The organism is Winogradskyella sp. 3972H.M.0a.05, assembly GCF_040493455.1.
In the GTDB taxonomy this organism is placed as follows: domain Bacteria; phylum Bacteroidota; class Bacteroidia; order Flavobacteriales; family Flavobacteriaceae; genus Microcosmobacter.
In genome coordinates this window covers 664,271-679,163 of sequence record NZ_JANFDA010000001.1, presented here as the reverse complement: position 1 = coordinate 679,163, position 14,893 = coordinate 664,271, and the positions used below count along the sequence as shown (strand labels likewise).

The 14,893-nt window shown below is 36.5% G+C and carries 11 protein-coding genes; 6 read left to right on the top strand and 5 right to left on the bottom strand.

All coding sequences use genetic code 11. The annotated features are described in order from the left end of the window. Positions 1–26: 26 nt before the first annotated feature. The 4 genes from NCE97_RS03030 to NCE97_RS03015 all read right to left on the bottom strand — a co-directional run bounded on the left by NCE97_RS03030 (position 27) and on the right by NCE97_RS03015 (position 4,770). Complete coding sequence (locus NCE97_RS03030) at positions 27–761, bottom strand: metal ABC transporter ATP-binding protein (RefSeq protein WP_353777387.1); 735 nt, start codon at positions 759–761, stop codon at positions 27–29. Positions 762–862: 101 nt separating this feature from the next. Further along, entirely contained in the window at positions 863–1,771 is a 909-nt protein-coding gene (locus tag NCE97_RS03025) for a metal ABC transporter solute-binding protein, Zn/Mn family (protein WP_503065170.1), read from the bottom strand. Between the two features lie 4 nt (positions 1,772–1,775). Next, entirely contained in the window at positions 1,776–4,130 is a 2,355-nt protein-coding gene (locus NCE97_RS03020) for a TonB-dependent receptor (RefSeq protein WP_353777385.1), read from the bottom strand. After that, positions 4,111–4,770: a metal-dependent transcriptional regulator gene (locus tag NCE97_RS03015; RefSeq protein ID WP_353777384.1), complete on the bottom strand. Its 660-nt coding sequence runs from the start codon at positions 4,768–4,770 to the stop codon at positions 4,111–4,113. Before NCE97_RS03015 ends, NCE97_RS03020 begins: the two co-directional genes overlap by 20 nt. Before the next feature lie 120 nt (positions 4,771–4,890). Between NCE97_RS03015 and NCE97_RS03010 the strand changes: the two genes are divergently transcribed. From NCE97_RS03010 to NCE97_RS02995, 4 genes are all read left to right on the top strand, one after another. Continuing rightward, the gene (locus tag NCE97_RS03010) at positions 4,891–6,918 is read left to right on the top strand and encodes a S9 family peptidase (RefSeq protein WP_353777383.1); all 2,028 of its coding nucleotides are present in this window, start codon (positions 4,891–4,893) and stop codon (positions 6,916–6,918) included. A 74-nt stretch (positions 6,919–6,992) separates the two neighbouring features. Next, positions 6,993–8,843 (top strand): tetratricopeptide repeat-containing sensor histidine kinase, encoded by a 1,851-nt coding sequence (locus NCE97_RS03005; protein WP_353777382.1) that lies wholly within the window; start codon positions 6,993–6,995, stop codon positions 8,841–8,843. 4 nt (positions 8,844–8,847) lie between these two features. Continuing rightward, positions 8,848–9,591: a LytR/AlgR family response regulator transcription factor gene (locus NCE97_RS03000; RefSeq protein WP_353777381.1), complete on the top strand. Its 744-nt coding sequence runs from the start codon at positions 8,848–8,850 to the stop codon at positions 9,589–9,591. A gap of 117 nt (positions 9,592–9,708) precedes the next feature. Continuing rightward, the gene (locus tag NCE97_RS02995) at positions 9,709–10,866 is read left to right on the top strand and encodes a T9SS type A sorting domain-containing protein (protein ID WP_353777380.1); all 1,158 of its coding nucleotides are present in this window, start codon (positions 9,709–9,711) and stop codon (positions 10,864–10,866) included. Between the two features lie 8 nt (positions 10,867–10,874). Here NCE97_RS02995 and NCE97_RS02990 read toward each other — a convergent pair whose 3' ends face one another. Beyond that, positions 10,875–11,099 (bottom strand): hypothetical protein, encoded by a 225-nt coding sequence (locus NCE97_RS02990; RefSeq protein ID WP_353777379.1) that lies wholly within the window; start codon positions 11,097–11,099, stop codon positions 10,875–10,877. Between the two features lie 146 nt (positions 11,100–11,245). Between NCE97_RS02990 and aspS the strand changes: the two genes are divergently transcribed. Together aspS and NCE97_RS02980 are read left to right on the top strand one after the other, a co-directional pair. After that, positions 11,246–12,994 (top strand): aspartate--tRNA ligase, encoded by a 1,749-nt coding sequence (gene aspS, locus NCE97_RS02985; RefSeq protein ID WP_353777378.1) that lies wholly within the window; start codon positions 11,246–11,248, stop codon positions 12,992–12,994. 119 nt (positions 12,995–13,113) lie between these two features. Beyond that, a complete protein-coding gene (locus tag NCE97_RS02980) occupies positions 13,114–14,892 on the top strand; it encodes a chloride channel protein (protein WP_353777377.1) in 1,779 nt (592 codons plus the stop codon). Position 14,893 lies beyond the last annotated feature (1 nt).

The window sequence follows — 14,893 nt, the reverse complement described above, 5'->3', positions numbered from 1 at the left end:
GAATCAAGTTCAGTATGACATAAATATCATTCCTGAATACTTACCTTATAATTAATACCATAGGTCTTAGTAAGGTTATCATCATTAAATATATCCTTTACTGGACCAGTAGCAATTTTCTTCACATTCAAAAAAGTTACCCAGTCGAAATACTCGGGAACTGTTTGTAAATCGTGATGCACGACAATCACTGTTTTTCCAGCTTTTCGTAATTCTTTCAATATGTTGATGATTGCTATCTCAGTGGTGGCATCAACCCCCTGAAACGGTTCGTCCATAAAATAGATTGAAGCGTTTTGCACTAAGGCTCTAGCTAAAAAAATACGTTGCTGTTGCCCTCCAGATAATTGGCTGATTTGCCTGTTTTTGAACGGTAGCATCCCAACTTTTTCTAAGGCTTCTAAGGCTGCCTTTTTTTCTTTTTGATGTGGGCGCTTTATCCATCCTAAGCTTCCGTAAGTTCCCATCATCACCACATCTAATGTCGTGGTTGGAAAATCCCAATCTACACTTCCTTTTTGTGGTACATAGGCAACCTGTTTGCGTTGTTCATCGTAGGGTTTCCCATAGATACTTATGCTTCCTGCAATGGGTTTTAATATTCCTAATACCGCTTTAATAAGCGTAGATTTTCCTGCACCATTAGGTCCAACTATAGCCATAAGTACACCTTCTGGGATCTCAAGATCTATATCCCAAAGTACAGGCTTGTAGTTATATGCTACAGTAAGGTCATCTACTTTTACAGCTATATTCTTCATAATTTAATTCTATTGTCATTCAGAAGGAGGAACGACTGAAGAATCTTATTACGCTTAAACTACTCTCTAGATTCTTCGCTACGCTCTGAATGACATTCAATTCATTTTAATGCATTAACTATAGTATTCACATTATACTCAAACATACCTATGTAAGTCCCTTCAACAGTTCCTGCACTTCCAAGCGCATCCGAATATAAAGTGCCTCCAATGACAACTTCATGATTTTTTGATTTTACAGCTGCTTGTAATGCTTCAATGGTTCGCTTAGGCACTGAGCTTTCTACAAAAATAGCCTTAACATTCTTTTCAATAATAAATGCCGCCAACTTCTGGACATCTTGAACTCCCGCTTCGGTTGCTGTTGATAACCCTTGAAGCCCAACTACTTCAAATCCGTAAGTTCTTCCGAAGTAATTAAAAGCATCGTGTGCTGTAACAAGAATGCGCTGCTCGGCTGGTAAGGTTTCAATAATACTATTGATATCACCCTCTAGCTTCGATAGTTTTACTAAATAGTCAGCTTCATTCTTTGTATAGGCTTCGGCGTTTTTTGGATCTTGCTCCGAAAGTACCTGAGTAACTTTCTTTGCAAACTGCTTGAAGTATCCAATATTGAACCACACATGAGGATCAAAATTTGACGCAAAATAATCTGATCCTATTAAAGTGCTTTTATCTAATTCTTCTGTCAATGCAATTGGTGTTTTACCTTGTTGCTCCATCTTTTCGAACACCTCAACCAACTTACCTTCTAGGTGTAGTCCATTATAGAAAATGATATCTGCATTCACCAGTTTGGTTACGTCACCTTCGCTTGCTTTGTATAAATGTGGATCGACGCCGCTTCCCATTAGTCCTTCTACATTAATCAAATCGCCTCCAATATTCTTTACCAAATCGGTAATCATAGTCGTAGTAGTCACTACATTGAGTTTACCATTATCTTCTTTAGTATTCTTACAACTGAATACTGCTAATACTAAAGCTATTACAAATACTTTTTTCATCATTCTAAAAATTTCCAAATTTAAGCCCTATAAAAAATGTTCGTGGTCGGTTAGGACCATAGATAAAGTCTGAATCTCGAGTTGGACCAGAATCGAAATCGTCTTGATAGCTACCAAACAAGTTTTGTACACCTCCGCTCAATTCGACATGAAATTCTTTCTTTAAATCAAAATGATATGTCAATTTAGTGGTCATGTCAAAAAAGGCATTAGTATCTACCAAATCCATAAAACCAGATTCTCTCACCACAAACGGAACCACCATTGGTCCTGTGTAGTTTCCTGTGATATCTAGTTTAAATGCCTTATTAATATTCCAATAAGACGTTAAAAAACCATAAACATTTGGCGTTCGAACAAATTCATCGATGATTACATCGGTTTCATTTGGGACGGAACCATCAGTTTCAAACAGAATTTGTGCTTCGTCATATACTGCCTCTTGAATCGTTATACCTGCTTGAAATGCTAGCGCAGGACTAGGAACAATACTAAGTTCAACATTAGCACCTGCAACATAAGCGCTAGAACCATTTCTGGTTTCTTCCAAAATAGAACCATTAGGTAATGATGTTCCAGTACTAACAATCGTGAAAGGATTTTCGAGTGACGTGTAAAAGCCTTCAACCAAAAGGTTAGTTTGGGTTTTTCCAAAGTCCTTGGTGAAATCCAAAGACGCCGTAAATGCATTTGAGAATTCGTTTTCTAGATTATTGCCCAAAATCACAAAACGTTGTTCTCCACCAACCGAGGAAATATGTAAATCTTCATTAAAGGCTTGTGGTGCTCTAAAACCTCTTGCATAACCTCCTCGTAGTTGCAGCTTATCTGTTACATTATAAAGCAACGTAAGTCTAGGACTTAAAACGGTTTGAGACACATTAGAGGTTCTTGAAATATCCTGAATATTATAAAACCCATCCACATTTACATGATCAAGTCTTGCGCCCAAAAGAGCTATGAATTTTTTAGAAGGTTTCCACTCATATTGACCATAAAAACCAAAACTATTAACCTTTTGGTCAACGACTCTGTTATAGCCTAAAATTTCATCATCTGTATCATTTAGCTGATATTCTAATCCTGTAGTGATCACATCATTATTTTTGAATTTATGGCTAAACTTTGCTCCACTAACGAATGCTAAATCTGTTGTTGCTCCAAAAGCATTATTGGCGAGTTCAAAATCCTCAGGAGCAGTACCTCCTCCTAGACCACCATAATAGCTATCTCTATCAGTATGTTGTATAGAGGTATAGATTGAAAACGTGTTGGTGCGCTCATCATTAAACAACTCATAATCCAAACCAGAAAATATTGTGTTATGATCTAATTCTTCAGTAATATTCGTGAACTGAGGCGCAAGTTCTAATTGATCTCCACCTCGCCTGTACTCTCTAATGGCTGTAAAATCAAAACCAATACGGCTGTTGTCATTAGGTCTCAAAAACGCTTTTGCGCCAAGCGAATTATTTTCTAAAACAGTTATTTCAGTAAATCCATCACCATTGGCATCAAAACCATCTCGATTTCGGTAAATTCCATAAAACGTTACTCCACTGCTTAAGTCGTCACTCACAATTGAGGCATTAAGATTTACGTTACGATCTGCTGTTTTCCCATCAATCAATGCCAATGTAGAAGACACTTCCCAATTATCATCTGTCGGCTCCTTGGTAATGACATTTATGGTTCCTGCAATAGCGTTCGACCCAAACAATGCCGAGCCTCCACTTCTTACAACTTCAACACGGTCAATAATGCTTACAGGAATTTGTTCTAATCCGTAGACCCCATTTAATGCGCTAAACACAGGGCGACTGTTTACCAATATCTGAGTATACTGCCCTTCGAGTCCATTCATTCGAACTTGAGTAAAGCCACAATTTTGGCAATTGGTTTCCATACGAACACCTGGTTGAAAATTCAACCCGTCAGCAAGTGTAAAAGACTGTGTTGCCTTAAAAACTTTTGGTGTTAAGACTTTCACGATAACTGGGGCTTCTTTTTTGCCAATTTGGTTTCTGGTGGCACTTACAACAACCTGATCTAAACCAAGCGCATCTTCAATTAACTCAAAGTTTAGTGTTTTGCTTTCATTTACATTTAATCTAAATTCCTCTTCCAGAGTACGATAACCTTGTGACTTTACAATCAATATCAGGTTTCCTGAACCAACTGAAAGTTCATAATTCCCATTTTCATCAGCTATGGTTCCTGTGCTACTGTTTTTAATATAGATTGAAGCATAGGGAACTGGGCTATTATTTGAGGTCACTTTCCCTGATATTTGTTGTGCAAAAATCAAGAAAGGTGATAAGAAAAGTAGTAATGCTATATTATACTGCTTCAGTAACATAAATAATTGTAGTGAAATCTTGGTTAAGTAAAATGGTATTATTGCTGATGCTGATTTGAGTCATTTTGTTATTGCTGAATTGCTTCACCACTTCTAATGTGTTTCCAAATCTTAATCCGTTCATAGCGCAAAAGTCAAAGAACTCTTTATCATCACTCATCAATCGGGAAATGGTATATCGCCTACCTTCTTCAGCTCCAGATAAAGCTATAGAAGTATCTTTTGTAGTAATTTCACCATCGGCGTTTGGGATGGGATCACCATGCGGATCGAATTTAGGATACCCTAAATACTCACTGATTTTATCAGCAAGAAAATCTGAAGTTTCGTGTTCTAATAATTCTGCTTCACGGTGAATATCATGTAAGCTCATATCAAACAACTTAAATAAAAACGATTCCCAAAGACGGTGTTTTCGTATCACTGAAAGTGCCATCTTTGTTCCTTTATCGGTCAATTGAAGTTCCTGATACTTCTCGTACTTTAGCAAACCTCTTTCAGCTAACTTTTTTGACATATCCGTTGCTGCTGCATTAGATATACTCAGTTTTTTTGCAATTGTTCCAGGCTTAGTGTCTTTATGATCCTGATGCTTATTTTTATAAATTGCTTTTACAAAATTTTCTACAGCTACCGACATTTGTATACTTTAATTAATTTTTAAGTAAGCTTAAATATTTTTCAAAGATAGCTAAAATTATTGTATTGATAATCCTTTTCTAAATCAGTATCTTTTGTGCTTATTTAAAAGTCCACTATTATGCGTAAAATATGCGTTGTTGTCATCAATATCCTTTTCATCCAATTGAGTGTTGCTCAAGTGGAAAAAGAACCTTTTCAGTTTCTTGATGTTTTTGAATTAGAATATGTGTCTGATCCTCAGATTTCACCAAATGGTGAGCAGATTGTCTATAATCGTCGTGGATTTGATATCATGAAAGATGGTTCCAAAGGATCACTTTGGGTTATCAATGCCGATGGTACTAATCACAGGAAATTAACCTCTAGAGAAGTTGGAGAATCCCAGGCCAGATGGTCACCCTCTGGAGATCGTATTGCATTTTCTAGTGCTACTAATGAAGGGAATGAATTATACATGTATTGGGTAGCTTCTGGTCAAATTGCAAAATTATCACAGTTGCCTGCATCTCCGGGTTCGCTTACTTGGTCACCTGATGGTAAACACTTAGCATTTGTAATGAAAGTTGAAACTAAAGCACCTGTCATTGCGAAAATGCCATCTGCACCCAAAGGCGCCGAATGGGCAAAACCAGCACGTATTACGGATCGCCTAAAGCACGAAGCTGATGGTAGTGGTTACATTACTCCTGGATTCTCTCATATTTTTTTAATTTCTGCTGAAGGTGGCACAGCCAGACAAATCACTTCAGATAATTTTAATCATGGAGGTGCATTATCATTCTCTCAAGATGGAAAATCCATTTATTTTTCATCCAATAGAAATGAAGATTGGGAGTATGATTTTAGAAATAGTGAAATCTATAAAGTAGATACTCAAACAAAAGTCATACAGCAATTAACTTCTCAAAATGGTCCAGATTATAATCCAAAAGTATCTCCCGACGGACGAAAAATTGCTTTTATAGGATTTAAGGATAAGGTACAGGCCTACCAAACCAGAAAGCTATTTGTGATGAATAGCGATGGTTCGCAACGCAAATTAATATCGGGTAACTTAGATAGAAGTGTTAGTAACATTACCTGGGATAAACAAGGAAAAGGATTGTACTTCATATACGATGACAAAGGGAATACCAAAATTGCACACATTAGCCTAGGTGGAACCGTTAAAACTATTGCTTCAGATGTTGGCGGAACCACACTTGGTAGACCTTATGCTTCTGGTTCTTATTCGGTATCAAATGATGGTACTATAGCTTATACTGAAACTCGTCCAGAATTTCCAGCAGAGTTAGCAGTGGTATCTCAAAAAAACAAATCCTCTCGCATTACCAACCTTAACGAAGACATCTTAGGACATAGAACCTTGGGCAAGGTAGAAGAAATCTGGTATAAATCCTCTTACGATGGTCGTGATATTCAAGGTTGGATTGTAAAACCTCCAAACTATGATGCCTCAAAAACATATCCTTTACTGGTTGAAAATCATGGTGGTCCAATTTTAAATTATGGTGATCGATTTACAGCCGAGATACAATTGTATGCGGCAGCCGGCTATGTGGTATTTTACCCGAACCCTAGAGGAAGTACAAGTTATGGTGAAGAGTTTGGTAACCTACTTTACAACAATTATCCAGGACAGGATTATAATGATGTAATGGATGGCGTGGACGCTTTAGTGAACAAAGACATTGTAGATAATGACCGTTTATTTGTAACTGGTGGTAGCGCTGGTGGAATCATGACTGCTTGGATGATTGGTAAAAACAACAGATTTAAGGCTGCTGTGGTGGCTAAGCCAGTGATGAATTGGATAAGCAAAACTCTGGTTGCAGACAATTACTACGGTTATGCTAATTCAAGATATCCAGGTCAACCTTGGGAAAACTTTGAAACCTATTGGAAATTTTCACCAATATCCTTAGTAGGCAATATCGAAACACCTACAATGGTCATGGTTGGGTTAAATGATTTACGTACACCACCAAGTGAAGCAAAACAACTGTATCATGCCTTAAAGCTGAGAAAAATAGAAACGGTATTGGTTGAATTGCCTGGCGCATCGCATGGCATTGCAAGACGACCGAGTCAACTGATAAGTAAAGTAGCTCATACTTTAGCATGGCTGAAGAAGTATGATGAATAAAAGATGCATCTCGAAGTAACTGCCCAATTACCTTAGATATTATTTAGTACCTTTAAAAGGCTATTAATTGGGTTATGCAACGTGCTCTACTATTTATATTTTGTCTTGTTACATGTCATATTCTTGCCCAAAATCAAGAGGTAAAAATTCTTGATTCTATTGATCGATCTATTATTGAACTGACCTTAAAAAAAGCAGATGATTTCTATAAGACCAATTTAGATAGTGCGCTTTACTATATAAATGAAGCCAAAAGCCTTATAGAACCATACGATGATGTTGAACTAAAAGCTAAATCCTTACTTTACCAATCAAAATACCTTCTCTATAAAAGAGAGTATGGCAATATTATTCCTTTACTGCAACCCAACATTAATAATTACAGGTTATTAAGTTATGAGTCCCTAGGTAGAACTTATAAAGATATTGGGCATGCCTACAAGCAAGAATGGATTCCAGATAGTGCTTTGGTAAACTATATTAAGGCACTAAAGTGTTTTGAAAAATCTGGAAATAACAGAGATATTTCATTGACGTATTTGTCTTTGGGCTTGGTTTATTCTAAAATGGGCAATAAAGAATTGTCTAGTGATTTCTACGATAAGTCAATGGCTTATTCTGAAAATTCCGAGGTTATTAAAATGCACAAAGAGCGAATCACAGATCAACCGATAAGACCTGTTACTTATCAAGGAACTATTAACCTATCATTAGATATTGCTAAAATCGCGCAAGAGAGAGGTGACAAACGGCTTTTGGCCGTCACATATTCTGATATCAAAAAAGACTATTTCAGAATTAAAGATTATAACAAGGCTCTTGAGTATGCCGAGAAAGAATTAGTAATAAGAAACGAAACTAAGTTCACATCAACCATTCCTGTTACACAATATTTTATTGGTAATATTCATTTGATCAATAACGATTACGGTAAGGCGATTGATAAGTTTAATGACGCTTTACCCAAAGCTACAGACAGCTTAAAATTATCTATTTATAAAGGGTTAAAATCTGCTTATGTAAATACTGGAAACACTAAAGAAGCTCTGAAGTATATGGAGTTATATGATGTTTTAAAAGATTCGATCAATATTTCAAAAACAAAGGCCACGATTGCTGAAATCACTTCTAAGTACAATGATGAGCAGCAAAAGCAAGAAATTCAAACACTAAATTTTCAAAATAAAGCCAATGCTGAAAAAATTTCAAACCAGCGTCTAACGCTTTTCAGTATAATTGCCGTAAGTGCGCTACTGCTTTTACTCGGTGTTTTCATCTATAGAAACTATCGTTCTAAACAAGAGCTCAATTATTCGCAACTCAATTTCAAACTTCTTCAAACACAATTGAATCCTCACTTTATGTTTAATGCTTTAAACGAAATAAAGTTAAACTTGGATTCAAAAGACGCTAAGAAAAGTTCTGAACACTTAACAGCCTATAGCAAGCTAATGCGTTTGATTTTGGAAGGATCTAATGAAGATTTTGTAACGCTTCAAGATGATATTAGTTTAATTTCCAATTTTCTACAATTACAGCAACTCGTATATAACCACAGTTTTGATTATGACATTGAGGTCGATGACAATTTAGATCTCAATTACCTCAAGTTTCCACCAATGCTAACACAACCTTATGTTGAAAACGCCATAATTCATGGTGTAAAGCAAATTGAAAATGGCGAGATTAAGATCAATTATGCCCAAAATAATGATGCCATAGTCGTAACTATTTCAGATAATGGAAAAGGAATTGTTGACAGTAAAACTGTAAATGGTAAAGCACTTCATAAGTCACTTGGGACAACAATTACCAAACAACGACTAAAAAATTACAAATCACTGTATAACTTTAATATTGAAACTAAAACTGAAAACTCTAATGGGACACATGTAACCATTACCTGTCCTATTCAAACCGTATAAGCTAATGGCTGTATCTTGCTTGATTATAGAAGACGATAAAACGCAAAGCGACTTTAATAAGGATACGTTACAAAGTCATTTTGAAGGCATTGGTACTATTGACCAATCCTACAATCTTATTGAGGCAGAGCATATGCTTACTAAGAACGTGTATGATATTATTTTAGCAGATATTCATCTAGGAGATGGAAATGTATTTGAATTGCTGAAGAAAATACCCCTTAAAAAATCCAAAATCATATTTACGACTTCATACAGTGAGTATGCTATTGATGCATTTAAGTACAGTGCCATTAGTTATCTTTTGAAACCTTACACAGAGAAAGATCTAACCGACGAAGTTGCAAAGACCATTACCATAATTGATCAAGAAAGCTATCATAAACAACTCGAAGTTCTATTTTATAACCTAAAACCTCAAAACCAATCGCAGCGTATTGTCCTTAAAAATCATGATTTAATTCATGTTGTTGACCTACAAGATATTTACTACGCTCAGGCAGACAATAACTACACACATTTTTATTGTGATAATGATAAGAAGATTTTAGTCTCCAAATCTCTAAAAACGTTTGAAGCGGAGCTTGTAAAAGAACAATTCTTTCGATGCCATCATTCTTACCTCATTAATCTTCAAAAAATAAAAGCACTTCACAAATCAGCAGACGCTGTCATTCTGGACAATAATACTACCATCCCTGTTGCAACTAGAAAGAAAAAACTACTGCAACAGCTTTTAAAGTTTTAACACTTACCATTAAAATCTCTACACTTACAACTCCATACCCTGTAGCCAGTAACTCTTTCATTTTCAAAGGCTTTAAAACCATACTTTTAATAGGCAAATCCTTTAAATTTCTGAGTTATGAAAACAAAAATTACACTTATAATTACGTTTATATTAGCGCAATGTCTTTGCCATTCTCAACTAATTGATGTTGATCATTGTGTCTCTGCAAGTAATTTACTTCAATCTGGTACTGTATCTGTTATTGATCACCCTGTTTTAAATGGTGATCCCGATAGTAAAGTAGTATTACAAAAAATACGATTAGAAGATAATGGCATTGAAATCAATAACCCTGGCAGTATCTCTCTGGGGTACGATAGTGCTTTACAGCGCTGGGTAATATTCGATGAAGATAATTCGCAACTTGTTGTTAATGCATGTTACAACATCATAAGGGTGGGGGATGGAAAAGATTATGCTTTCGAGGTAAAATGCGATGCTGCTTCCATAGATCCAGCATTTCCAAATAGCTGTACTATTGACTATCCCGAAATTAATGATGATAGTAATTCTAGATGTATCTACTCATCAGTTAGGGATTTGGACAATGTCATTAATGATCTCGACATCGATTTATACTATAATTATTTGTCCCCAGGGAGCTGGATCCTATGGACATTGACCTCTGCGACCCTTCCTGTCAATGCTAACTTCAACCTTATTTGCAATCCACCGGGAATGATCTATTATGAGCATTATAGTGATTTCAGTAATATAGATAGAGTAATCACTTCCGTGACGGTTTTTTCACTTTGGACGATATTGACACATCCATTACTGGACAATAACCCAAATGCCAAAATTTTTGTTTCCCATAGACGAGAGCCTTCTACGGACTTCTTCCTTGATTCCCATTCTGTAAAGTATAATTCTATTACTGGCTTTTGGCAAATTCACTGGGAATTAGAAACACTTACTTCTAGTGACCTTATCTTCCCTACTAATAGATTTTGGAATGTGTTTATTGTAGATGATTCTTTAAGTACTAATGAAACTACTTTGTCATCAACTACAATTCACCCTAATCCTTCAAATGATGTATTTAATTTAGAATCAGAAAAACCAATAACTGAAGTAACACTATACAATCTTTTAGGGCAAGAGCTTCAAACCATTTATGGTAATGGAAGGCAAAACTTTCAAATAGACCTTACTAATTATCATGCTGGACAATACTTAGCCAAAGTAAAGCTGGATAATAATATAGAGACCGTAAGACTGGTGAAAAACTAGATTTTCATTTAAGAACAACCACAACCATCATTGCCACAAGCTTTGGTGGTTTTGGCTTTTTTAGGTTTCCAAAGAAATTTTTGAACCAAAAACCAAACAGCAGCAGAAACTGTTAGCACAACCAATATGTTTTGTATAATTTGATTCATTCCGTAGAAGTTTCCGACAAAGTTATGAATTCCTAGTCGTTTTACCTCCCAAAATCCTTTCAACTTCATTAAATTTGCAGGCATTATTGACAGGGCATTTTTTAAATGAATTGCAATGTCATTCCGACTTGGTGACTGAGCGGAGTCGAAGTTAAACAGAAGAGTCTTGTAAAAGATTTCTCGACTGCGCTCGAAATGGCACCATGATTTAAAATTATAAATAACACGAAATGTATAGGAGTCATACTTGTGGCGAATTGAGAGCTACTGATATCAATAAAGAAGTAACACTATCTGGTTGGGTTCAAAAAACACGTGATAAAGGATTCATGGTTTGGGTGGATATTCGTGATCGATATGGTATTACCCAGTTGATATTTGATGAAGAACGTTCTTCAAAAGCATTGATGGAACAAGCCCAAAAATTGGGTAGAGAATTCGTAATCCAAGCAAAAGGGACTGTTATTGAACGTGCTTCAAAAAACCCTAATATACCTACAGGTGATATTGAATTATTAGTATCTGAACTCAATATCCTTAATGACGCTTTATTACCTCCATTTACAATTGAAGATGAAACCGATGGTGGAGAAGAATTGCGTATGCAATATCGTTACTTAGATATTCGTCGCAATCCTGTGAAGAATAACCTCATCTTTAGACATAAAGTTACCCAAGAAGTTCGCAACTATCTATCAAAGCAATCTTTTGTTGAAGTAGAAACACCTTATTTAATTAAGTCTACGCCTGAAGGCGCTCGCGATTTTGTTGTGCCTTCACGAATGAATGAAGGTGAATTTTATGCATTACCCCAATCGCCGCAAACCTTTAAACAGTTATTAATGGTTGGTGGCATGGATAAATACTTCCAGATTGTGAAATGCTTTAGAGATGAAGACTTGCGCGCAGATAGACAGCCAGAATTCACACAAATAGACTGCGAAATGGCATTTGTAGAACAAGAAGACATCTTGAATACTTTTGAAGGTCTTACACGTCATTTATTGAAAGAAATCAATGGTGTTGAAGTTGATACATTTCCACGTATGACATTCGATGATGCTATGCGCCTCTACGGAAACGACAAACCAGACATTCGCTTTGGGATGGAGTTTGGAGAGCTCAATGCAGTTGCACAACATAAAGATTTTAATGTCTTTAATAATGCTGAACTAGTCGTAGGTATCGCTGTTCCTGGCGGAAATACATACACCAGAAAAGAAATTGATAAACTTATCGATTGGGTAAAACGTCCGCAAGTAGGTGCTTTAGGCATGGTATATTGCCGTTGCAACGATGATGGTACGTACAAATCGTCTGTAGATAAATTCTACGACCAAGACGACCTTGCAAAATGGGCAGACGTAACTGGTGCAAAAGCAGGTGATTTGATTTGCGTATTGTCTGGAGACACCAATAAGGTTAGAGCACAACTTAGTGCTTTGCGTATGGAGCTAGCGGAACGATTAGGTTTACGTAAGTCAGATGAATTTGCTCCGCTATGGGTCGTCGATTTTCCACTTCTCGAATGGGATGAAGATACAGAACGTTACCATGCGATGCACCATCCATTTACATCACCAAAACCAGGTCAATTAGAATTACTAGACTCAAAACCAGGAGAGGTAAAAGCCAATGCTTATGACTTGGTATTGAATGGAAATGAAATCGGCGGTGGTTCTATTCGTATTCATGATAAAAGTACACAAGCCATAATGCTGAAACACTTAGGTTTCTCCGATGAAGAAGCGAGAGCGCAATTTGGATTCTTAATGGATGCTTTTGAGTATGGTGCACCTCCACATGGCGGTATAGCCTTCGGTTTAGACAGATTAGTAGCTATCTTGGGAGGACAAGAAACCATTAGAGATTTTATCGCGTTCCCAAAAAATAATTCTGGTCGCGATGTGATGATTGATGCGCCTGCGCCCATTGACAATGAACAACTGCAAGAATTGAATTTGAAGTTGGATTTGTAACCTTCTATCAATTCTATTTGGTGACTGAGCGGAGTCGAAGTCAAGTCGAGAAATCTATTTACTATTTTTTGAATTCCTGCTTTCGCAGGAATGACAAGTATTTTTATTAGCTTTAATCCATGGCAAAGCCAACCTTGCTAAAGCGATTCCTTATCTGGAAATACAAACATATTTCCCAACGTAACTTTGTCCTTATTCTAAGTGGACTCATTGGGTTTATTGCAGGATTAATCTCTGTAGTACTCAAAAACCTAACATTTGGTATCGCTTGGCTTCTGGAAAAGAGCATTATTTTTTCTGAAAACAAAGCTTATTTTATTTTACCAGTTCTAGGATTGGCTTTGGTGTACATTTTTGTAAAACGTATTTCCAAAAAGCCTTTAGAACCGGCAATTCCGTCCATCCTGTATGCCTTGTCCAAACGTAGTGGGAAGATTGCCTCGAACAAAATGATTTTGCCTTTAATCACTGCACCACTGACCGTAGGTTTTGGAGGTTCGGTTGGTCTACTTAGTCCCGCAATATTTTCTGCTTCAGCTGCCAGTTCTAATATTGGAAACTTATTTCACATTAGCAGAAAAACCCGAACGCTACTCATTGGTTGTGCAGCGGCAGGAGTGATTGCAACGAGCTTTAAATCACCTATTGCGGCAGTAATCTTTGCTATAGAAGTATTTAGTCTTGATTTAACTTTTGCGTCTTTACTGCCACTATTAATAGCATCATTAACTTCTATCATCACATCCTATTTTTTTGTGGGAAATGAGATCCTATTCAAGTTTCAGGTTACAGAAATATTTGAAGTGAAAGATACTCTGTTCTATATCCTTCTTGGGATTGGTACAGGAGTAGCCTCCATATATTTTTCAAAAATATACTTTGCGATTTTTAAATTTTTTGACCGCTACAATACACGTCTCAAAAAGCTACTAGTTGGTGGATTAGCCATTGGTATTATGCTATATTTTATTCCACCACTTTATGGTGAAGGATTTAGTTTTATTAATAACCTCCTATCTGGCAATCATGTGGATGCTTTGGGTAAATCGCTCTTTGATAATTACATTGATAATATTTGGATTGTCATTGCATTACTTATTGGCATTACCATTTTTAAAACAGTAGCCATGACCACAACATTTGCTGCTGGTGGAACCGGCGGAATAATCATTCCAACTTTAGTAATGGGAAGTTCTTTGGGCAATGTTGTTGCAAAAATCATCAATAATCTAGGCTTTGGCTTTCAGGTTTCGGAATCTAATTTTACGCTTATCGGTATGGCTGGACTTATCGCTGGTGTGCTTCATGCTCCGTTGACTGCTATCTTCTTAATTGCGGAAATTACAGGTGGCTACGAACTCTTTGTGCCTTTAATGCTTACCGTTTCTATGTCCTTCCTCATCACCAAGAATGCAATGGAACATACTATTTATACCAAAGAACTGGCAGAACAGGACGCTTTACTCACTCATGACAAGGACAAAAGTGTATTGACCCTAATGAATTTGGATAGCGTAATTGAACAAAATTTTATTGTATTACATCCTGAAACTTCTTTACGAGATATGCTGCATGAAGGCGTTGCAAAATCTAGTAGAAACCTCTTCCCTGTTATTGATGATGGTGAACGTTTAGTTGGCGTTCTCTTGCTTGACGATATCCGAAATGTAATGTTCGATCAAAGTTTATACGATTCTACTTCTGTTGAAACCTTCATGAACAATCCACCAGACGTGATTATCTACGAATCGGATTCCATGCAAAAAGTAATGCAGAAATTTCAAGGATCTGGAGCATGGAATCTACCAGTTGTTAAAGACGGAAAGTATTTTGGTTTTGTGTCAAAGTCAAAATTACTAACCGCTTACAGACGCGAATTGATTAATTTTACCAAATAAT

Bases quoted from the DNA above. Each gene is read 5' to 3' on its own strand.
- NCE97_RS03030 (WP_353777387.1), bottom strand. From the start codon at position 761: ATGAAGAATATAGCTGTAAAAGTAGATGACCTTACTGTAGCATATAAC.
- NCE97_RS03025 (WP_503065170.1), bottom strand. From the start codon at position 1,771: ATGAAAAAAGTATTTGTAATAGCTTTAGTATTAGCAGTATTCAGTTGT.
- NCE97_RS03020 (WP_353777385.1), bottom strand. From the start codon at position 4,130: ATGTTACTGAAGCAGTATAATATAGCATTACTACTTTTCTTATCACCT.
- NCE97_RS03015 (WP_353777384.1), bottom strand. From the start codon at position 4,770: ATGTCGGTAGCTGTAGAAAATTTTGTAAAAGCAATTTATAAAAATAAG.
- NCE97_RS03010 (WP_353777383.1), top strand. From the start codon at position 4,891: ATGCGTAAAATATGCGTTGTTGTCATCAATATCCTTTTCATCCAATTG.
- NCE97_RS03005 (WP_353777382.1), top strand. From the start codon at position 6,993: ATGCAACGTGCTCTACTATTTATATTTTGTCTTGTTACATGTCATATT.
- NCE97_RS03000 (WP_353777381.1), top strand. From the start codon at position 8,848: ATGGCTGTATCTTGCTTGATTATAGAAGACGATAAAACGCAAAGCGAC.
- NCE97_RS02995 (WP_353777380.1), top strand. From the start codon at position 9,709: ATGAAAACAAAAATTACACTTATAATTACGTTTATATTAGCGCAATGT.
- NCE97_RS02990 (WP_353777379.1), bottom strand. From the start codon at position 11,099: ATGCCTGCAAATTTAATGAAGTTGAAAGGATTTTGGGAGGTAAAACGA.
- aspS (WP_353777378.1), top strand. From the start codon at position 11,246: ATGTATAGGAGTCATACTTGTGGCGAATTGAGAGCTACTGATATCAAT.
- NCE97_RS02980 (WP_353777377.1), top strand. From the start codon at position 13,114: ATGGCAAAGCCAACCTTGCTAAAGCGATTCCTTATCTGGAAATACAAA.